This window comes from Cupriavidus sp. FW305-46, assembly GCF_058787075.1.
Genome location: NZ_JBYSZI010000043.1, coordinates 1 through 20021 on the forward strand (window position 1 = coordinate 1; position 20021 = coordinate 20021).

A 20021-nucleotide genomic window follows, 5' to 3' on the forward strand; every position below is an offset into this window, starting at 1 on the left:
AGACAGGTGGTGGAGGGGCCCGCCCCGCATCATTGGCTCACCGCGGGCCGGCCTGGCATGCCAGCCGCCCAGCCTGGTCCAACACCGAACAGGGAGAAGTCTTCGTGGAAGTCCTCCGTAGTGTCTATCGTGAAGATCACGAGCAGTTCCGCACCACCGTGCGCCGGTTCCTGGAACGCGAATGCCTGCCGCGCCAGGAGCAATGGTGGGCAAACGGTATCGTCGACCGCGAAACCTGGATCAAGGCCGGGCGCGAAGGCCTGTTATGCACGGCGTTGCCGGTGGAATACGGCGGTGGCGGCGGCGACTTCGGCCACGCCGCGATCCTCGCCGAGGAAATGGCGTTTACCGGCTGCAGCATTTCGTTCGGCCTGCACTCCGACATCGTTGCGCCGTACATCGTCCGCCTGGGCACCGAAGCGCAGAAGCAGAAGTGGCTGCCAGGCGTCTGCGCCGGGGAAACGGTGCTTGCCGTGGCGATTACCGAGCCCGGCGGCGGCTCGGACGTAAAGGCGTGCCGTACCACCGCCGTGCGGGATGGTAACGAGTGGGTCATCAACGGCAGCAAGACTTTTATCTCCAACGGCTTCATTTCCGACATGGTGATGGTGGTCTGCAAGACCGACCCGTCGGCCGGCGCCAAGGGCATCAGCCTGATCATGGTCGAGACCAACCGCGAGGGCTTCCGCCGCGGCCGCAAGCTGCAGAAGGTCGGCATGCACTCGCAGGACACCGCCGAGCTGTTCTTCGACAACGTCCGCGTGCCGGCAACCAACCTGCTGGGCGAGGAGAACAAGGGCTTCGGCTACCTGATGCACGACCTTGCACAGGAGCGCTTCATCATCGCCGTCAGCGCCGCCGCCAGGCTCGAGCGCCTGCTGGAGCAGACCACTGAGTACGTCAAGGACCGCAAAGCCTTCGGGCAGACCGTCTGGGACTTCCAGAACACCAGGTTCAAGCTCGCCGACATCAAGGCCCAGTCGGTGGCGCTGCGCACGATGGTGGATTACTACCTCGGCGAGCATATGCGCCGCCGCCTGAGCGGGGAGGAAGCCGCCATCGCCAAGCTGCATGCCACGGAAGTCCTGTGGAAGTGCATCGACGACATGGTGCAGCTGCATGGCGGCTATGGCTACATGCTCGAGTATCCGATCGCCCGCGCTTTCGTCGACACGCGCGTGGCGCGCGTCTACGGCGGTTCCAACGAGGTCATGCGCGAGCTGATCTCGCGCAAGCTGTAATTCCCCCAGTTCCAAGGAGACAAGACAATGTCCAAGCACGCGGTAGTTGCCGGCGTCGGCATGATCCCGTTCAGGAAGCCCGGCCAGAGCGACCCCTACGCCGTGATGGGTGCCAACGCCACCAGGCTGGCGCTGGAAGATGCCGGCCTTTCGTACGACAAGATCCAGCAGGCCTACGTTGGCTACGTGTATGGCGATTCGACCTGCGGCCAGGCGGCGCTGTACAAGGTAGGCGTCACCGGCATTCCCATCGTCAACGTCAACAACAACTGCTCGACCGGTTCGTCGGCCTTGTTCCTGGCGCGCCAGGCAGTGGAGAGCGGCGCGGTGGAATGCGCGCTGGCGCTGGGCTTCGAGTTCATGCAGCCGGGCCCGCTGAAGAGCGCGTGGACTGACCGCGAGGCGGCCATGGTCGAGTTCACCAATATCGCCGCCCCGATGGTGCAGGATGCGGTCGAGGCCGGCGTGCCGCGCGCGCTGACGCTGTTCGGCGGCGCCGGCCGCGAGCACATGCAGCGCTACGGCACCAGGCTGGAGACCTTCGCCAGGATCCGCGCCAAGGCCAGCCGCCATGCCGCCAACAACCCGCTGGCCGTGTTCCGCACGGTCGTCACGGAAGCAGACGTGATGGCCGAGAAGGTGATGTGGCCCGGCGTGATGACCCGCTCGATGGCCTGCCCGCCGACCTGCGGCGCCGCCGCTGCCATTGTCTGCACCGAAGCCTTCGCGAAGCGCCACAACCTGCGCACCGACGTGCGCATCCTGGCCCAGTCGCTGACCACCGACGTGGCCCCGAGCTTCGAGCCGCCTTCGATGATCGGGTTGGTGGGCTTCCATATGGCCGAGGCGGGCGCGCAGGCTGTGTACGAGCAGGCCGGCGTCGGCCCGTCGGATATCCAGGTCTGCGAACTGCACGACTGCTTCGCGCAGAACGAGCTGCTGAGCTATGAGTCGCTGGGCTTCGCCAGGACCGGCGAGGCCGAGAAGATGGTGCTGGACGGTGACAACACCTACGGCGGCAAGGTCGTGGTCAACCCGTCGGGCGGGCTGCTGTCCAAGGGCCACCCGCTGGGCGCCACCGGCCTCGCGCAGTGCTACGAGCTGACGCGCCAGATCCGCGGCAGCGCCGGTCCGACGCAGGTGGAAGGCGCGCAGCTTGGGCTGCAGCACAACCTCGGCCTGGGCGGCGCCTGCGTGGTGACGCTGTACGGCCGCGGCTGAACCAGATCCAGACAATCGAGAGGAGATCAGATGGCTGACAAGAGCATGATTGGGATGGATCTCGGCAAGGGCTCCATCGAGGTGGAGAAGGGGCGCCTGCGCTTCTTCGCCAAGGCAACCGGCGAAACCAATCCGGTCTATATCGACGAAGCCGCCGCGCGCGACGCGGGGCATCGCTCACTGCCGGTGCCACCGACGTTCTTCATGTGCCTGAACAGCGATGTGTCGGCCGCATCGGGCATCGACCGCATGAAGGTGCTGCAAGTGGACCTGGGCCGCATCCTGCACGCTGAACAGGCCTTCGACTACCACCGCATGGCCTACGCCGGCGACACGCTGCACTTCGACACGACGGTCAGCGACGTCTACGACAAGAAGGGGGGCGCGCTGCATTTTGTCGTCAACGCCACCCGCGTGACCAACCAGGACGGCGAACACGTCGCCGACATGCGCAGCACCCTGGTGGAACGCCGCGGCTGATCGCGCACAAGGAGAACAGAACCATGCAAGCCCCCCGTTTCGCCGACGTGAAGGTTGGCGACAAGCTGCCCGCGCTGACGCTGCCGGCGATCAACCGCACCACGCTGGCACTGTATGCCGGCGCGTCTGGCGACCATAACCCGATCCATATCGATATCGACTTCGCCCGCAAGTCGCGCATGCCGGACGTGTTCGCCCACGGCATGCTGTCGGCGGCCTACCTCGGGCGCCTGCTGACCGCCTGGGTCCCGCAGGCGGCACTGCGCGGCGTGGCGATTCGCTTCACCGGCATCACGCACCTTGGCAACCAGCCGACCTGCACCGGCGAAATCGTCGAGAAGCTGGAAGCCGATGGCGAAGAGCGCGTCAAGGTCGCGATCAGGGCCACCAACCAGTACGGCGAAGACAAGCTGCTGGGCGAAGCCATCGTCGCGCTGAGCTGAATCCGGACAACCATATCTGCAGCAAGGAAAACACACCATGAGCAAACTCGCAGGCAAGTCCGCCATCGTTACCGGCTCGGGCCGTGGCATTGGCCGTGAAGTGGCACTGAAGCTGGCGTCCGAAGGCGCCCGCGTGGTGGTGAACGACCTCGACGCCGACCCAGCCCACGAAGTCGTCGAACTGATCAGGTCGCAAGGCGGCGAGGCCGTGGCCTGTGCCGGCAGCGTGACCGCCCCCGACTTTGCCGATCGCCTGGTGGGCACCGCGGTGAAGCACTTCCAGGGCATCGACATCATCATCAACAATGCCGGCTACACCTGGGACAACGTGATCCAGAAGATGACCGACGAGCAGTGGTACGCCATCATCGATTGCCACCTGACTGCCCCGTTCCGCATCCTGCGCGCCGCCCAGCCGGTGATCTCGGCCGCCGCCAAGGCCGAAGCGGCCGAGGGCCGCGAGGTGTTCCGCAAGATCGTGAATATCTCGTCGGGTGCTGCCGGCGGCAATGCCGGCCAGTCGAACTATTCGACTGCCAAGGCCGGTATCCTCGGCATGACCAAGACGCTGGCCAAGGAATGGGGCCGGCTGAAGGTCAATGTCAATGCTGTCGCGTTTGGCCTGATCGAGACGCGGCTGACGCAGGCGCTGGCCGGCGACCAGTCGAAGACGGTCAGCATCGAGGGCCGCGAGATCAAGGTCGGGGTGCAGCAGGCGATGCTGGACAACGCCAGCCGTGTGATCCCGCTGGGCCGTCCCGGCAAGGCGGAGGAAGCGGCGGGCGCGGTGTACCTGCTGTGCACGCCGGAGTCGAACTTCCTGTCGGGCCAGGTGCTCTACTGCGGCGGTGGCCCGGGCGCCAACTTCTGAGTGGGCAGCTTAAAGCCGCCCGCCTGCCGGCCGGCCGACCGGCGAGGCGGGGGTCTGGCGGCGACTAAAACAGATGGCCGGCGTCCCTGCGGACGCAGCGGCCTGCACCGCCAGGGCATGCGGCGGATGACGGAGACCCAGACATGTACATGACCCAGGCGCTGCACCGTTCCATGCAGCAGCGACCCAATGCCGAAGCGGTGCGCTACATGGGCCGCAGCTTGACCTTTGCCGGGCTGGGGGAGCGCGTCGCGCGGCTGGCCGCAGGCCTGCGCAAGCTGGGTGTCGAGGACGGCGACCGCGTCGCGATGTTCTCGCTCAACTCGGCGCGTTATATCGAGTACTACATGGCAGTGCCCTGGGCCGGCGCCGTGCTGAACCCGGTCAACATCCGCTGGAGCGCGGCGGAGATCCTCTACTCGTTCGAGGATTCGGGCACATCGGTGCTGATCGTCGACGACACGTTCAAGACAGTGGCCGCCACGGTGGCCGCGGACAGCAAGGGCCTGCGGCACGTCATCTATGCCGGCGACGGCGAGGTGCCGCCGGGCATGATCTCGTACGAGGCGCTGATTGCGGAAAACCAGCCGATGGAAGACCGCCTGCGCCGGGGCAACGATCTTGCGGGCATCTTTTATACCGGCGGCACCACGGGCTTTCCCAAGGGCGTGATGCTGAGCCATGGCAACCTGGTTTCGTCGGCGAGCAATGGCCTGATGGCCGGCACCGCGACCCTCGGCGGGACCATATTGCATGTCATGCCGATGTTCCACCTGGCATGCCTGTCTGCGCTCAACACTGTATTCCTGGCCAACGGCACGCATGTCCCGATGGACGCGTTCGACCCGGGTCGCGTCATGCAAGCCGTCGCGCGAGACCAGGTCACAGACCTGCTGCTGGCGCCGACCATGATCCAGATGTGCCTGGACTGGCTCGACCAGCGTCCGGAGCGTGCCGCAACGCCGGATGTCTCGTCGCTGCGCGCGCTGCGCTATGGTGCGTCGCCGATGTCGCTGACGCTGCTGCAGCGCGCACGCACCGCATTCCCGAAGGCTGGTTTCAGCCAGGGCTATGGGATGACCGAACTGTCGCCAGTGGCGACCTTGCTGGGGCCGGAGTACCACAACGAGGAATCGCTGGCCAACGGCCGCATGCGTTCAGTCGGCCGGCCGGCGTTCACCACCGAGGTCAGGATCGTCGATCCCGAGGGCAACGAGGTGCCGCGCGGCACCGTCGGCGAGATCGCGGTGCGCGGCCCCGGCGTGATGCTGGGCTACTGGAACCAGCCCGAGCAGACCGCCGCGGCCATCCGCAACGGCTGGATGCATACCGGCGACGGCGGTTACATGGATGAGGACGGCTTCGTGTTCCTGTGCGACCGCATCAAGGACATGATCATCTCGGGCGGCGAGAACGTCTACTCGGCGGAGGTCGAGGCGGCGCTGGCGAGCCATCCCGCGGTCGCGCAGTCGGCGGTCATTGGCGTGCCACACGAAAAGTGGGGCGAGTCCGTGCATGCGGTGATCGTGCTCAGGCAGGGAGCCAGTGCGACATTGGAGACGATCCAGTCCCACTGCCGAGAACGCATTGCCAGCTACAAGGTCCCCCGCAGCGTCGAGTTCGTGGAGGCGTTGCCTTTGTCGAGCGTCGGCAAGGTGCTCAAGCACGAACTTCGCAAGCAACACTGGAAGTAGGCGTCCGCTGGCATGCAGCCTTGCTCAAGCTTGCATGCTGACCGCTGCTTCACGCTGTGTGGGCACCACGACCGGATTCAGGAATGCCGGCGCCAGGCCGGTCAACTGTTCCGCGGCGGCTCGCAAGGGCGGCAGGAAGCGCTTCACCGCTTCCTCCCTCGTGACTTCGCCCGAGGGCAGGTTGACGCTGATCGATGCCACCACGTTGTGGTGTTCGTCGCGTACCGGTACTGCGAGGCCTGCGATGTGCTGGTCGAATTCTCCATCCACCCACGCATAACCATCGCGGCGCACGGCAGCGAACGCTTCAAGCAATGCTGCCTTGTCGTGCACGGTGCGGTCCGTGTAGGCGCGCAGGGCGGCCTCGTCGAGAAACTGCGAGAGAAATTCCGTGGTCTGGAAGCCCAGTACCGCCCGGCCCGGTGCCGTGGCGAAGGCCGGCACATGGCTGCCCACGCCAAGTCCCAGTGAGCGGATCTTCAGCGACGGAATGCGCAGGACATACACCGCATCGTGCCCGTCGAACACACACATGCCGCACGACTCGGTGACCTGCGTCCACAGGGTTTCCAGCGCGCGTTGCGCGTGCCCCCAGAAGGGCAGCGAGGTCAGGTAAGTCATGCCGAGGGTAAGGATCTTCGGCGTCAGGCGAAAACCCCGCGTTTCGGATTCCGCCGCATAGCCCAGCTCGCACAGCGTGAGCAGGATCCGCCGGACCACGGTCCGCGGCAGGCCAGTGGATGCCGTGATGCTGGCAACGGTGTGCGTGCCGCTGCGCCCGAGGGCGTGGATAACGGCCAGTCCGCGGGCAAAAGAGCGTACGAAGCCATCGTTGTCGGTAGTAGTCATGTCTGTGCGAGGTCTGATTTCAGGTTGACATTGTAGCAAGGCCGGACGTAAAGTTCGAAAAAACGGGCGACAATGACCGCTAGGCGGACATGAGTGTCCGAAAAGTAAACAGGAGACAACCATGAGGCGGCGTTTTCTTTGCCAGGCGCTAGCCTGCCTTGCTGTCGTGTCCACCTCGGGCCTTGCATTCGCCAACCCGTCCCCCGAGACCTTCCAGGCCAAGCGTCCTTTGCGCCTGATCGCGCCAAGTTCGCCCGGCGGCATCCTTGACCTGACCAGCCGCCTGCTCGGCAAGACGCTGTCTGAGCAGCTGGGGCAGCCCGTCGTCGTGGAGAACCTGCCTGGCGCGGGCGGCGTGATCGGGATGCAGGCCATGCTGCGCGCGGAACCGGACGGCCACACGCTGGTGATGGGCAGCCTTGGCCCCAATGCGGCCAACTACGCATTGCACGACAAGCTGCCTTACAAGTTCGAGGACTTCGCACCGGTGGCGCATGTGCTGACGATGCCGGACGTCGTGGTGGTCAACCCGAAACTGCCGGTCAAGTCCATTGCCGAGCTGGCGGCTTATGCCAGGACGCGCCCCAACGGCTTGTCCATGGCGGTGTCGACGAGCGGTTCTTCCGGCCATCTCGCCGGGGACCTGCTGAAGCAGCGCGCCGGCGTTAGCGCCGTCGACGTGATCTATCGGGGCGCATCGCCGGCGCTGACCGACCTGGTGGCGGGGCAAGTCGATTTCATGGTGGACAACCTCATCACCGCATTGCCGCTGGTGCGAGCCGGCAAGCTGCGCGCGCTTGCCGTCACCACCAGGCAGCGTGCCCCGGAACTCCCGGATACGCCGACCATGGCCGAATCCGGTTACCGCGACTTCGACGTTTCGGTCTGGCTCGGCCTCTTTGTCTCGTCCAGGACGCCGCCCGCGGTGGTGCAGGCGTTGAATGTTGCCGTCAACAAGGCGCTGGCCGATCCTGCGCTGCGCGAGAAGCTGGCCCAGCAGGGCGGTACTGCGGCGGGCGGGTCGACGCGGCAGTTCGACAGCTTCGTGCGCGCCGAAAAAGCCCGCTGGGAGCAGGTCATCAAGGACGGCAACATCAAGCCCGAGTAAGCGCGAACAAATTCATCACTCTCTTCTTGCAGACAACGCCATGCAAAACAATTTCAAGGACAAAGTCATCGTCGTCACCGGAGCCGGCAATGGCATCGGCCGTGCCATTGCCATGCTGCTCGGCGCGCAGGGCGCCAGGGTGGTCGTCAACGACCTGGGCTCCAGCGGCAGCGGCGAGGGCAGTGATGCCGGACCAGCCCAGAAGGTGGTTGACGAGATCCGTGCAGCCGGCGGGAAGGCTGCGGCGAACACCGATTCGGTCGCGACTGCCGAGAGCGCGCAGGCCATTGTCGATACCGCCATCCGCGAGTTCGGCCGCATCGATGGCGTGATCAACAACGCCGGCATCCTGCGCGACCGCATCTTCCACAAGATGAGCACCGCTGAATGGCAGGCGGTACTGGATGTGCACCTGAACGGCGCTTACTTTGTCAGCCGTGCCGCTGCGCCTTATTTCAAGGAACAGCAAAGCGGCACCTACGTCCACATGACCTCCACCACCGGCCTGGTCGGCAATTTCGGGCAGGCCAATTACGCCGCGGCCAAGCTCGGCATCGTGGCGCTGTCGAAATCCATCGCCCTGGACATGGCCCGCTTCAATGTCCGTTCCAACTGTATTGCCCCGTTCGCATGGAGCCGCCTGATCGGCACGCTGCCCAGCGAAACCGAGGCCGAGAAGAAGCGCCTTGAGCGGATGCAGGCGATGAAGCCGGAGCAGGTTGCCCCGGTTGCCGCGTTCTTGTCCGGCGATGCTTCGGCGGACGTCAATGGCCAGGTGCTGGCCGTGCGCGGCAATGAGCTGATCGTCATGAGCCAGCCGCGCCCGGTGGCGTCGGTGCATCGTGCCGAAGGCTGGACGCTGGAGACGCTGGCGGAGCATGCCGTGCCGGCGGTGAAGCGCGCCTTCACGCCGCTGGAGCGCTCGCCCGAGGTGTTTTCCTGGGATCCGATCTGAGAGCGGAGGTACGCAGCGATGGCCATCGACTATCACCGCCTGCGCTCGTGGGCGTTCCTTGACCAGGTTTCCAGCTATGCGGCGAACGACAGCATCCGCTATGCGCTGAGCCTCGGCTTCGGCACCGATCCGATGGACGAGGCGGACTTGCGCTTTGTCTTTGAGGAAGGACTGAGCGTGGTGCCCGCCTTCCTCGCCACCGTCAGCGCGCCGGGTGCGTGGGCAAGCGACCCGGGCACGGGCATCGACTGGATGCAGATCCTGCACGGCGAGCACCGGATGCGCTTTTTTGCAGTGCCCGCGGCGTCTGGCGCGGTACGCAGCCAGACGCGCGTCAGCCGCGTGGTGGACAAGGGCGCCGGCAAGGGCGCGCTGGTGGTCACTGAGCGGCGCATCGAGGACCAGGCCAGCGGCGAGTTGCTGGCGACCGTGGAGCATGTGTCGTTCTGCCGGGCGGACGGTGGCTTTTCCTCCGCCGCCACGCCCGGCGATGCACCGCTCGAACCGTTGCCCGCGGTGCCGGAGCGCGCGCCTGACATGATCATGTCGATGCCGACCCAGCCTTCAGCGGCCTTGCTGTATCGCCTCAATGGCGATCGCAATCCCATCCACGCACTGCCCGCCGCGGCCCGGCAGGCCGGCTTCGAGCGGCCGATCCTGCATGGCCTTTGCACTTACGGCATGGCATGCCGGGCGCTGCTGAAGCAGGCTTGCGGTGGGGATCCGTCGCGCCTGGCCAGCCTTTCGGTGCGCTTTTCATCGCCATTTGTGCCTGGTGAAACGCTGCGCGTGGAGATGTGGCGCGGCGAAGGGCAGGTCCAGTTCCGTGCGCTCGCCGATGAGCGCAATGTGGTCGTGCTGAGCCACGGCGTCGCCGACCTGCATCCGTAATCAAGGAGTCAAGATGTCCGTGATCGAGCAATTCGCCCGTGCCACGCCCGACCGGGTTGCCTACCGCATGGTGCCGTCCGGCCAGGCGGTGATGTGGGCCGAACTGGAGCAGCGTTCGCGCCGGTGCGCTGCCGCGCTGCTGGCTGCCGGTCTGCGCGAGGGCGACGGCATTGCCGTGCTGCTGGAGAACCATGTCCGCTATTTCGAGATCCTTTGGGCCGCGCACCGGATCGGCTTGTACTACACCACGATCAGCCGTCACCTGAAAGCCGACGAGGTGGAGTACATCGTGCAGGACTGTGGCGCCCGGGTACTGTTCTGCTCGGCGCAGACCCTTGGCGACCTTGCGCCCGGCGCGCTGGCATCGCTTCGGGTCACGCGGGTGCTTCTGGATGGGAGCGAGCCGGGCTACAGCAACTATGAAGCGTGGCTGGAGCAGATGCCGGCCGATGTCGCGTTGCCGCGCACGGTAGAGGGAACTGACTTCTCATATTCGTCCGGCACCACGGGCAGGCCCAAGGGCATCAAGCGTCCACTGCAAGGCGCCAACGCTTTCTTCCGCACCGGTGATGACCCTCGCCTGGGCTGGAAGTCGCTGGACCGGGACACGGTCTATCTGTCGACCGCGCCGTTCTATCACACTGCCCCGGTGCGCTGGAACATGGCCACCATGCGCGCCGGAGGCACCTCGGTCATGATGGAAAAGTTCGAGCCGCTGGCGGCGCTGGATGCGATCGCGCGCTACGGCGTGACCCATAGCCAGTGGGTGCCGACCATGTTCGTGCGCTTGCTGCGACTGACTGCCGCGGAGCGCGAGCGCTTCGACCTGTCCACCATGCGCTATGCGATCCACGCCGCCGCGCCGTGTCCGATCTCAGTCAAGCAGCAGATGATCGACTGGTGGGGGCCGATCCTCTATGAGTTCTACAGCGGCACCGAACTGGTCGGGCGCACCTCGCTGGACTCCGTGGAGTGGCTCGCGCACAAGGGGTCGGTCGGACGGCCCGAGTTCGGGCAGGTACACATCGTCGGCGACGATGGCAATGAAGTGCCGCAGGGCCAGACCGGCGTGGTCTACTTCTCCGGCGGCGGGACCTTTGCCTACCACAATGATCCGGAGAAAACCCGGCAGGTCTATAACGACCGTGGGTGGGCCACCTATGGGGACGTCGGCTACGTCGATGCCGATGGCTTCCTCTACCTCACGGACCGCCTTGCCAACACCATTGTCTCTGGCGGCGTCAACATCTATCCGCAGGAATCCGAGAACGTGCTGATGAGCCATCCGGCGGTCTTCGACGTGGCGGTGGTCGGCGTGCCGAATACCGAGTTCGGCGAGGAAGTGAAGGCGGTGGTCCAGTTGCACGAGCCTGAGCGGGCGTCTCCGGTCCTGGCCGAAGAACTGATCGCGCTTTGCCGCAGCAGGATCTCCCCGATCAAATGCCCGCGCTCGGTGGACTTCGTCACGGCGCTGCCGCGCACCGAGACCGGCAAGCTGCTCAAGCGCGCCGTCAAGGCCAGCTACTGGCCAACCGAAAACCGAATCGCGCATTAAGCGCGCCTGATGCCATGTCCCGACAAGAAGCCAGCTACCACGCGCCGCGCAAGATGTTCGCGCCGGAGCACGAGATGTACCGCGACAGCGTCGCCCGTTTCCTGGCTGACAAGGTCATGCCCGGACACGCCGAATGGGAAGCCGCCGGCCTGGTTCCGCGCGATCTCTGGCGCGATGCCGGCGCCCACGGCCTGCTGTGCCCCGGCTTGCCCGAAGCCTACGGCGGTGCCGGCGGCGACTTCCTGCACAGCGCCATCGTGGTGGAAGAGATCGCCCGGGCCCTGGCCAGCGGCGTGACCGGGTTCACCACGCACTCGGAGAACGTCGCGCCGTACCTGCTGGAATTCGGCACCGAGGCGCAGAAGCGTGAGTTCCTGCCGCGCATGGCCAGCGGCGATGTGGTTGGATCGATCGCGATGACCGAGCCGGGGGCGGGCAGTGACCTGAAGGCGATCCGCACCACTGCTGTCAAGGTGGATGGTGGTTACCGGCTCAACGGCCAGAAGACCTTTATCACCAATGGCTACCACGCTGACCGCGTGCTGGTGTTCGCCAAGACAGAGCCGGCCGCCGGTGCGCGCGGCATCAGCCTGTTCTGGGTCGACACCACCAGCCCCGGGTTCAGCCGCGGCCGCCTGCTGGACAAGATCGGCCAGAAGGCCCAGGACACCGCTGAACTCTTCTTCGAGGACGTCTTCGTGCCGGACGACATGCTGGTCGGCGAGCGCAATGCCGGCTTCGGCTACGCCATGAGCGGGCTGGTGCGTGAGCGCCTGCTGATCGCCTTGCGTTGCGCCGTGGCGCTGGAGGTGGCGCTTGACTGGACCATCGCGCATGTCAAGGAACGCCGTGCCTTCGACAAGGCGCTGATCGACAACCAGTTCATCCGCTTCCGCCTGGCCGAAATCAAGACGCATGCGTGTGCCACGCGTGCTTTCGTCGACAGCTGCCTTGAACAATACCTGGCCGGCACGCTGACGCCGGATGGTGCCGCCATGGCCAAGTACTGGGCCGGCGAGGCCACGCGGGCCATCGATGACCTGATGCAGTTCTTTGGCGGCTACGGCTATATGCGCGAATATCCCATCGCCCGTGCCTACACCGACGTGCGTCCGAACCGGATCTACGGCGGTTCGGCCGAAATCATGCGCGAAGTCATCGCGCGCGCACTCTGAATTCACCATGACCAAGAACCTTTCTCGCTCGGTCGCCATCGTCGGCGCCGCGGAATCCGACCTGGGCAAGGTGCCCGGCAAGACGGCACTGGAGTTGCAGGCGCAGGCCGCGCGGCTGGCCCTGCACGACGCGGGGCTGTCGCTGCGCGATGTGGATGCCGTGTTCGCGCATACCGATGACCGCTTTGCCACCGTGCAGCTGGCCGAATACCTCGGCATCCAGCCAAGGTACGTCGACTCCAGCAACGTCGGCGGCATGTCCAACCTGATGCACATCCGCCATGCGATGGCGGCCATTGGCGCCGGCATGTGTTCGGTGGCGCTGGTGACCTATGGCAGTACGCAACTGTCCGACGGCTCGCGCAAGAGTGGCGCCGTCGCCGCGGATACGCCGGACTCGCCGCGTGGCCAGTTCATCGCGCCTTATGGCCAGCTCAGCCCGATCGGCTACTACGCAATGGTTGCCCAGTTGCACATGCATCGCTACGGCACCACGTCCAGGGATCTCGCCGAGGTGGCAGTGGCGGCGCGGCGCTGGGCGCAGCTGAACCCGAAGGCATACCGGCGCGAGCAAACCAGCATCGAGGAGGTCATGGCGTCGCCTGTGATCGCGTCGCCGCTGCGTACGCGTGACTGCTGCCTGGTCACGGATGGCGGTGGCGCACTGATCATCACCTCCGCCGATCGTGCCCGCGACCTGAAGTCGAAGCCGGTCTATGTGATGGGCGCGGCCGAGACCTTCTCGCACCACTACACCCCGTTCAGCACAGCCGACTGGCTGGATACGCGCGTCGCCGAGACGGCGGACGAAGCGTTCCGCATGGCTGGCGTCACCCGCGCAGACATCGACGTGGTGCAGATCTATGACCACTTCACCATTGGCGTGATCCAGTCGCTGGAAGAACTGGGTTTTTGCCAGCGAGGCGAGGGCGGTGCCTTCGTCGCCGATGGCGCCCTGGGCCCGGGTGGCCGCTTCCCCATCAACACCTCCGGCGGCGGCCTCTCCTACGGCCACCCTGGCATGTTCGGCATGTTCGTGCTGATCGAGGCCGTGCGCCAGTTGCGCGGGGAGTGCGGCGAGCGGCAATTGCCCGATGCCGAACTGGCGCTGTGCCATGCGCCCGGACTGGTCTTCTCCTGCAACACCACCATGATCCTCGGAGTCTGAAGCATGAGCGAAGCACAACGTCCCCTGCCGCGTCCCACCGAGATCACCGAAGGCTACTGGCATGCGGCGGCGCAGGGCCGGCTGGTGGTGCAAGGCTGCCGCGCCTGTGGCCACCGCCAGTTCTATCCGCGCACGCTGTGCCTTGCGTGCGAATCGGACCAGGTCGACTGGACCGAGGTCTGCGGCCTTGGCACGATCTATACCTTCACCATCAACCATCGCGCACCCAATGCCTTCATGAAGGCGCGGCTGCCGTACGCCGTTGCCATCGTCGAACTTGACGAAGGGGTGCGCATGATGGCGAACATCCTCAACGCATCGCCCGAGGCCATTGCTATCGGCAAGCGCGTGCGAGTGGTGTTCGAGAAGGCGAGTGACGACGTGAGCCTGCCGCAGTTCGAATTGATCGACTGACCCAATCCTGCCCCAAGGAGAGCCCATGCCCATCATCACTGCGCCGCGGCGGCGTGCTGCCCTGGCCGCGCTGGCGTGCATCGCCGCACTGCCGGCCTGGTCGCACGCTGCGGACGATTCTGCCTATCCGCAAAAGCCCATCCGGCTGGTCGTGCCATTCCCGGCCGGAGGCGGATCCGACACCGTGGCCCGCTTGCTCGGCCGCGAGCTGACGGCGATGTGGGGCCAGACGGTGGTGGTCGAGAACAGGCCCGGTGCCAGCGGCGCCATTGGCACAGGGACGGTCGCGAAGGCTGCACCGGACGGCTATACGCTGCTGTTGGGCGCAACGCCGCTGGTGCAGCTGCAAGGCGTCTACAAGTCACTGCCCTATGACACCTTCCGCGACTTCGCGCCGCTGGCGCGCCTGGCGCTCTCCTCGGACGTATTCGCCGCTCCGGTTTCCACCCGCGTTGCCAGCGTGGGCGAGCTGCTGTCCGCGGCCCGGGCCACGCCTGGCAAGATCAGCTACGGCTCCTACGGCAACGGCACTTCCTCCCACATGCACGGCGAGTTGCTGCGGATGCAGGGGGGCGTCGACCTGACCCACGTGGCCTACAAGGGCGGCACGCCACTGATCCAGGACTTGCTGGGTGGGCAGGTGAGTTCCGGGTTTGTGGATGTGGCCAGCGGCAAGGCCGCGCTCAACTCCCCGAAGATCAAGGTACTGGCCGTCACGGGCGAGCGCCGGCTGGCGCTGCTGCCTGAGGTGCCGACCTTTACCGAACTGGGCTACCGCGATTTCGAGCCAAACGGCTGGTATGGCCTGTTCGTGCCGGCGGCGACGCCGAAGGCGGTGAAGGACAAGCTATCCGCGGCGGTGCTGGCAATCCTGGCCAAGCCGGCCATGCAAACGGCGATTCGTGAACAAGGCCTGGAGCCGGGAACGCTGGAGCCCGAGGCATTCCTGAAGCTGATGCGGCGTGATGCCGAGATCTGGGGACGGATCGCGGCCAACGCGCGCATCACGCTTGACTGATCGGTGTTGCCGGCCGGGGCGGCCCCCTCCCTGTTCCGGGGAGGCCGGGCCTGGCCGGACGGCTGATAGCCTCCGAAGCTCCAACGTACTGTACGGAAGACTTTCACTTTCATGCTGAATCAGGGGGATCGTTCATGCTTTCCGGTGTAAAAGTTGTCGAGATTTGCGGAATCGGGCCAGGCCCGTTCTGCGCCATGCACCTCGCCGATCTCGGCGCCGATGTGATCGCCGTGGAACGCGCGGCACCGGCCAATGATGCAGCGCTATCCACCGAAGGCTACGTGCTGAACCGGGGCAAGCGCTCGGTGGTTGCCGACCTGAAGACGGCCGAAGGGCGTGAGCTGGTGCTGGCACTGATCCAGGATGCCGACGCGCTGATCGAAGGCATGCGCCCCGGCGTCATGGAGCGCCTGGGGCTGGGCCCGGATGTCTGCCTGCAACGCAATCCCCGCCTGGTCTACGGGCGCATGACAGGGTGGGGGCAGAGCGGCCCGATGGCGCAGGCCGCGGGGCATGACAACAACTACATCTCGCTTTCCGGCGCGCTGTACTACCACGGCACACCGGCAGAGCCGCCATCGTCGGCCATTACCGTGGTGGGCGACGTCGGCGGTGGCGCGCTTTACCTGGCGGTGGGGCTGCTGTCAGGCATCCTCAACGCCCGCGCCACCGGAAAGGGAACCGTGGTGGATGCATCCATCGTGGATGGCTCGGCCCATATGCTGCAGCTGTTGCTGTCCACGCGCCGCAAGGGCTTCATCACCGGCGAGCGCGGCAACAATATCCACGATGCCTCTCATTTCTATTCGACCTACCGCTGCGCGGACGGGAAGTTCGTCACGCTCGGCTCGATCGAGCCCCAGTTCTACGCGCTGCTGCTGGAAAAGCTGGGCCTGACCGAGGATCCGCGTTTCGCCCGGCAATGGGACCGCGAGCGTTGGCCGGAGCTGCATCGGCACTTCGAAGAACTCTTTGCCACCAGGACTCGCGCGCAATGGTGCGCTCTGCTGGAAAACACCGACGTGTGTTTCGGCCCGGTGCTGAGCCCGGAAGAGGCCGCCGGGCATCCGCACCTTGCCGCGCGGGGCGTCTACTTCGAAGCGGAGGGCCATCTGCAGGCCGCGCCCGCGCCGCGCTTCGATGGCAAGGCCGTGGCGGCGGGCGCGATTCCACGGCGCGGCCAGCACACTGGCGAGATTATGGCGGTACTGAAATCCGGCCAGCCCGGCGCATTCTGGACAACTGACTGAGGGTTGATGCGGGGGCGAGGGCCGGGTCCCGCCGCAGCGATTGAGCTTCGGCCATCCGTCGAAGCGCCTTTCTTTCTGTTGACTGCTGCAGCGGCCTCGGCAATGCCGCTCCGCAAAAAAATCCCCCGAGGCTGTGACTCGGGGGAGGTGCGGGTCTGTGGCCGGAGACGCTGAGTCCCGGCCACGAATTTTTTGAGGGGGACACTCTTTTCTGTAGGTCCTTACATGCTGTGGTCAACGAGTCCATCGCGGTTGGTGATCCTCGCGCCATCGGTGTACACGTCGCGCCTATCCGAGACTTTCGCCCCGTCTGAATAGACGTCAAACTTTGTGGTCTTGCCCCCATCGGAATATGGGTCTCGTGGCCCCATCACGCTGGCGCCGTCAGTGTAGACATCCCGCGTCCCGATGCCGGCATAGGCAATTCCGGCACTAAGCGCCGCACCCGCCGCAGCGAGCAGTATGACTGTCTTTACCATTTTTCTTACCTCCACTTCAGGTCGTTGCAAAAACGCCGAAACGATTCTTCTTTCGCTTCAGTTTGAGGGTCGCAACTTCGCACAAGTGCAATGAAATGTAGGCCCTGGCGGCAAGCATATGAATCGGGCTTTTTTCCGAAAAGAGGCTAGGGGATTGCCCTAGCCGGTGGGCAGGCAGATTCAGTCCTGCATTACTGCACGGTAGCAATCGAATCCATCCGGCAACTCTTACCGCGCAAGGGAGTTCTGGCGTAGATTCATAGTAGTGTTGTGGCACCATGGTTTTGCAGCGCTTCGCCTTGCATCGATTCGGTGCAGGCTCGTGATTTGCCGCAGGTGCATGGAACATTCACTTTCGCAAGAGTGTCGTCATTCCGTTTAACCATAGAAATGACTGGATGTGACAGTGTCTGTTCCCGGGGGGTTGAAGCGAACCATGTTTATTGTCTCGCGCAACTTAAGGCTCAGACTTTTCGTCCATACCGGATTTGTCGCTTTGGCGTATTTCGCAAGTGCAAAACTGGGACTGGCTTATGCAGTAGTGGGCGGTGCGGTGTCTCTGGTGTGGCCTGCCAGCGGCGTGGCCCTCGTTGCGCTCCTTGTCATGGGTTTCGCAGCTGCCCCGGGAATTGCCATTGGCTCCTTTCTTGCCAATATGTCGGTCGGCGTGCCACTGCCAATGGCCGCGCTGATTGGCTTCGGCGCAACGGCTGCAGCCTTGACGGCCACGTTGCTGTTGACGCGCGTGGCCCGGTTCCGGATCACCCTCGACCGCATCAGGGACGTATTGGCCTTCATCATCCTGGCCGCGACAGTCAGCACAGCAGTGAGTGCCCTGATTGGTGCGACTGCTCTCCTTGGCGCGGGCCGGGTGTCGGCTTCCGAGTACGGCAACGCAGTCCTGGAATGGTGGCTCGGTGACATGATGGGGGTGCTGGTGGTGGCCCCGCCCCTGCTCAGCCTGCTTGCGAGTCCCGAGCCTGTGCGCTCCGCAAGGCAGGCCGTGGAAGCGTGCGGACTGACCGTTGCCATGCTCTGGGCAAGCTACCTCATCTTCGGCGCCCCCGAGCTTGCCGGGCACGGCTACTATCCTTCAGCCCTGGCGATTCTTCCGTTCATCATCTGGGCGGCTCTGCGCTTCGATCACCTGGGCACCACCTTCGCAACCTTGCTGGTCTCGATCGTAGCCATCTGGGGCACCACCAACGGCACCGGTCCCTTTGCCGCAGAGTCTCCAGTGGATAGCCTTGTGAGATGGTGCGCCTTCGCGAACGTCGTGGCAGTCACCGGGCTGCTGCTGGTGGCGGCACATGCCCAGGAGAAGCGCGTCCATAGCCTGCTGCAGGCATCGCACGTCGAACTGGAGCGGCGCGTGCAGGAACGAACCCGGGACCTGCAGCGGGCAAACCATGAACTGAAGCAGGAGATGGCGCGGCGTCGCCTGCTGGAAGCGGAGCTGATCCGGATCGGCGACCAGCAGCAGAGACTCATCGGCCGGGAGCTGCATGACGGCCTCGGGCAGCACCTCACCAGCCTGGGCTTCTACTGCACGACCCTGAATCAAACACTGCAGAAGGCTGGCCACCCGGCTGCGGCGGACGCGGCTACCATCGTCGGACTGGTGAAGCAGGCGTCCTTGATGACTCGCAAGATTGCCCACGGCCTGGACCCGGTCGCCATGGAATCCGGTGGCCTTGCGCTCGCCCTGCAGCGGCTGGCGCAGACGACCTGCGCGCTGGATGGCATTGACTGCACGCTGCGCATCGGGTCGGACGTGGACTTGCTCGATCCGCCGATGCAGATCAACCTTTACCGTGCGGCGCAGGAAGCCGTGAACAACGCGCTGAAATACAGCCAGGGACACCACATCGGGATCGACCTTGAGCGCGAAGGCGGGATGCAGCGGCTTTCCATCAGTGACGACGGGGTGGGGGTGGACCCGGAGCAAATGGAGCGTGCCTCGGGACTGGGACTTCACAACCTGCGTCACCGGGCGAGCCTCCTGGGCGGCTCCTGCACGATCACCCGCAATGCTCTGGGCGGCACCACGGTTGCCATCAGCTATCCGATACCAGAGAGTCCGGGCCATGCAACAGCAGCCATCTAGCCCGGGCCGCGCAACCCAGATCCTGATCGTGGATGACCACCCCATCATCCGGGAGGGGTTAAGCCAAATGCTGAATCTGCATGAGGACCTGCACGTCTGCTGTGCGGCCGGCAGTGCCGAAGATGCTCTGGCGTTGATGGCCTGCCAGCCTGACGTGGCCGTTGTCGACCTCAGCCTGCACTCGAACTCCGGCCTGGATCTTGTCAGGACGCTGCGGCAACACTATCCAAAGCTGGCAATCCTTGTCCTCAGCATGCATGACGAAACACTGTTTGCCGAACGCGCGCTGCGGGCAGGCGCCAACGGGTATCTGATGAAACTCGAGGCCACGGAGCATATTGTGAATGCCATCCGCGAGGTGCTGGCCGGCAATGTCTACCTGAGCGCCGCCATGCATGACAAGCTGGCGCGGGCCCTGAAGGCTCCTCAAAGAAGCCGCGCGGGCTCGATCGCGAGCCTGTCGGAACGGGAGTTCGAAGTCCTGCACCTGATCGGGCTTGGCTTCAGCACCCGCCAGATCGCCGGGAAGCTGAATCGCAGCGTCAAGACCATCGAGGCGCATCAGGCCAACATCAAGGAAAAGCTGGACATTCCCAACGGCAAGGAGCTGATGCGCTTCGCGATTCAGTGGATCGAGAGCCAATAGGCGTTGAGTTGCTTTCGCCTGCTTGAACGCTCGACTGCTCGCCGCCCTGGGCCAGACAGAAGCCTGGTTGCGCGTGTCAAGGGCGGGGAAGGCCACACATAAGCTGCGTTCAGATCGTTTTAGCGGGTCCGGGCCCGCACCGCAGTCCGCCTCTGGTACCGCAGCAAATCTCGTTAGTCTCTTTTTTCCCCGAACGGGGCGTTCCGCCCATGGCGGAATTTGCATACACTCGCCCACTTCATGGACCGACGGCCAGCACAGGCATTGCTGTGCGCTCTGGTCATGGTGAGCCATCGGAAGCTGAGATCGGGCCTCACCATCCCGTTGTGGACGCCGGGCATCGACTGGGCCTTCATGACCCTGACCACGGATGCCACCACAGATCTGCGGGCGCTGCGCACGACGCTGGCACCGATGAAATACTTTGCACATTGCCTGCACCATGGCAATGGCGAC

General features: G+C 65.0%; 18 protein-coding genes. 17 read left to right on the top strand and 1 reads right to left on the bottom strand.

Going from position 1 to position 20021, the window contains the following annotated elements:
• Positions 1–104: 104 nt before the first annotated feature.
• The 6 genes from AC3WON_RS20450 to AC3WON_RS20475 all read left to right on the top strand — a co-directional run bounded on the left by AC3WON_RS20450 (position 105) and on the right by AC3WON_RS20475 (position 5950).
• Positions 105–1241, top strand: a complete 1137-nt coding sequence (locus tag AC3WON_RS20450; RefSeq protein WP_492352620.1) for an acyl-CoA dehydrogenase family protein — start codon at positions 105–107, stop codon at positions 1239–1241.
• Positions 1242–1268: 27 nt separating this feature from the next.
• Entirely contained in the window at positions 1269–2462 is a 1194-nt protein-coding gene (locus AC3WON_RS20455; protein ID WP_492352621.1) for a lipid-transfer protein, read from the top strand.
• A gap of 30 nt (positions 2463–2492) precedes the next feature.
• The gene (locus tag AC3WON_RS20460; protein WP_492352622.1) at positions 2493–2942 is read left to right on the top strand and encodes a MaoC family dehydratase N-terminal domain-containing protein; all 450 of its coding nucleotides are present in this window, start codon (positions 2493–2495) and stop codon (positions 2940–2942) included.
• Positions 2943–2965: 23 nt separating this feature from the next.
• Positions 2966–3385: a MaoC family dehydratase gene (locus tag AC3WON_RS20465; RefSeq protein ID WP_492352623.1), complete on the top strand. Its 420-nt coding sequence runs from the start codon at positions 2966–2968 to the stop codon at positions 3383–3385.
• Positions 3386–3422: 37 nt separating this feature from the next.
• Positions 3423–4256 carry an SDR family NAD(P)-dependent oxidoreductase gene (locus AC3WON_RS20470; protein ID WP_492352624.1) on the top strand — a complete coding sequence of 278 codons (834 nt, stop codon included), beginning with the start codon at positions 3423–3425 and terminating at the stop codon, positions 4254–4256.
• Between the two features lie 143 nt (positions 4257–4399).
• Positions 4400–5950, top strand: a complete 1551-nt coding sequence (locus tag AC3WON_RS20475; protein WP_492352625.1) for an acyl-CoA synthetase — start codon at positions 4400–4402, stop codon at positions 5948–5950.
• A gap of 24 nt (positions 5951–5974) precedes the next feature.
• On the opposite strand, the gene AC3WON_RS20480 is transcribed toward AC3WON_RS20475, so the two are convergent.
• The gene (locus AC3WON_RS20480) at positions 5975–6799 is read right to left on the bottom strand and encodes an IclR family transcriptional regulator domain-containing protein (RefSeq protein ID WP_492352626.1); all 825 of its coding nucleotides are present in this window, start codon (positions 6797–6799) and stop codon (positions 5975–5977) included.
• 121 nt (positions 6800–6920) lie between these two features.
• Between AC3WON_RS20480 and AC3WON_RS20485 the strand changes: the two genes are divergently transcribed.
• From AC3WON_RS20485 to AC3WON_RS20535, 11 genes are all read left to right on the top strand, one after another.
• Positions 6921–7907, top strand: a complete 987-nt coding sequence (locus AC3WON_RS20485; protein ID WP_492352627.1) for a Bug family tripartite tricarboxylate transporter substrate binding protein — start codon at positions 6921–6923, stop codon at positions 7905–7907.
• 40 nt (positions 7908–7947) lie between these two features.
• Entirely contained in the window at positions 7948–8862 is a 915-nt protein-coding gene (locus tag AC3WON_RS20490) for an SDR family NAD(P)-dependent oxidoreductase (protein ID WP_492352628.1), read from the top strand.
• An 18-nt stretch (positions 8863–8880) separates the two neighbouring features.
• The gene (locus tag AC3WON_RS20495; protein ID WP_492352629.1) at positions 8881–9753 is read left to right on the top strand and encodes a MaoC/PaaZ C-terminal domain-containing protein; all 873 of its coding nucleotides are present in this window, start codon (positions 8881–8883) and stop codon (positions 9751–9753) included.
• Positions 9754–9766: 13 nt separating this feature from the next.
• Entirely contained in the window at positions 9767–11308 is a 1542-nt protein-coding gene (locus AC3WON_RS20500) for an acyl-CoA synthetase (RefSeq protein WP_492352630.1), read from the top strand.
• A gap of 14 nt (positions 11309–11322) precedes the next feature.
• Positions 11323–12483: an acyl-CoA dehydrogenase family protein gene (locus tag AC3WON_RS20505; protein ID WP_492352631.1), complete on the top strand. Its 1161-nt coding sequence runs from the start codon at positions 11323–11325 to the stop codon at positions 12481–12483.
• 7 nt (positions 12484–12490) lie between these two features.
• Positions 12491–13651: an acetyl-CoA acetyltransferase gene (locus tag AC3WON_RS20510; protein WP_492352632.1), complete on the top strand. Its 1161-nt coding sequence runs from the start codon at positions 12491–12493 to the stop codon at positions 13649–13651.
• 3 nt (positions 13652–13654) lie between these two features.
• On the top strand, positions 13655–14065 hold the full coding sequence (locus tag AC3WON_RS20515) for a Zn-ribbon domain-containing OB-fold protein (protein WP_492352633.1): 411 nt from the start codon (positions 13655–13657) through the stop codon (positions 14063–14065).
• A gap of 25 nt (positions 14066–14090) precedes the next feature.
• Positions 14091–15083 (top strand): tripartite tricarboxylate transporter substrate binding protein, encoded by a 993-nt coding sequence (locus AC3WON_RS20520; protein ID WP_492352634.1) that lies wholly within the window; start codon positions 14091–14093, stop codon positions 15081–15083.
• 134 nt (positions 15084–15217) lie between these two features.
• Positions 15218–16333 (top strand): CaiB/BaiF CoA transferase family protein, encoded by a 1116-nt coding sequence (locus tag AC3WON_RS20525; RefSeq protein WP_492352635.1) that lies wholly within the window; start codon positions 15218–15220, stop codon positions 16331–16333.
• 915 nt (positions 16334–17248) lie between these two features.
• The gene (locus tag AC3WON_RS20530) at positions 17249–18919 is read left to right on the top strand and encodes an MASE1 domain-containing protein (RefSeq protein WP_492352636.1); all 1671 of its coding nucleotides are present in this window, start codon (positions 17249–17251) and stop codon (positions 18917–18919) included.
• Positions 18900–19565 carry a response regulator gene (locus AC3WON_RS20535; protein WP_492317902.1) on the top strand — a complete coding sequence of 222 codons (666 nt, stop codon included), beginning with the start codon at positions 18900–18902 and terminating at the stop codon, positions 19563–19565. Before AC3WON_RS20530 ends, AC3WON_RS20535 begins: the two co-directional genes overlap by 20 nt.
• Positions 19566–20021: the final 456 nt, after the last annotated feature.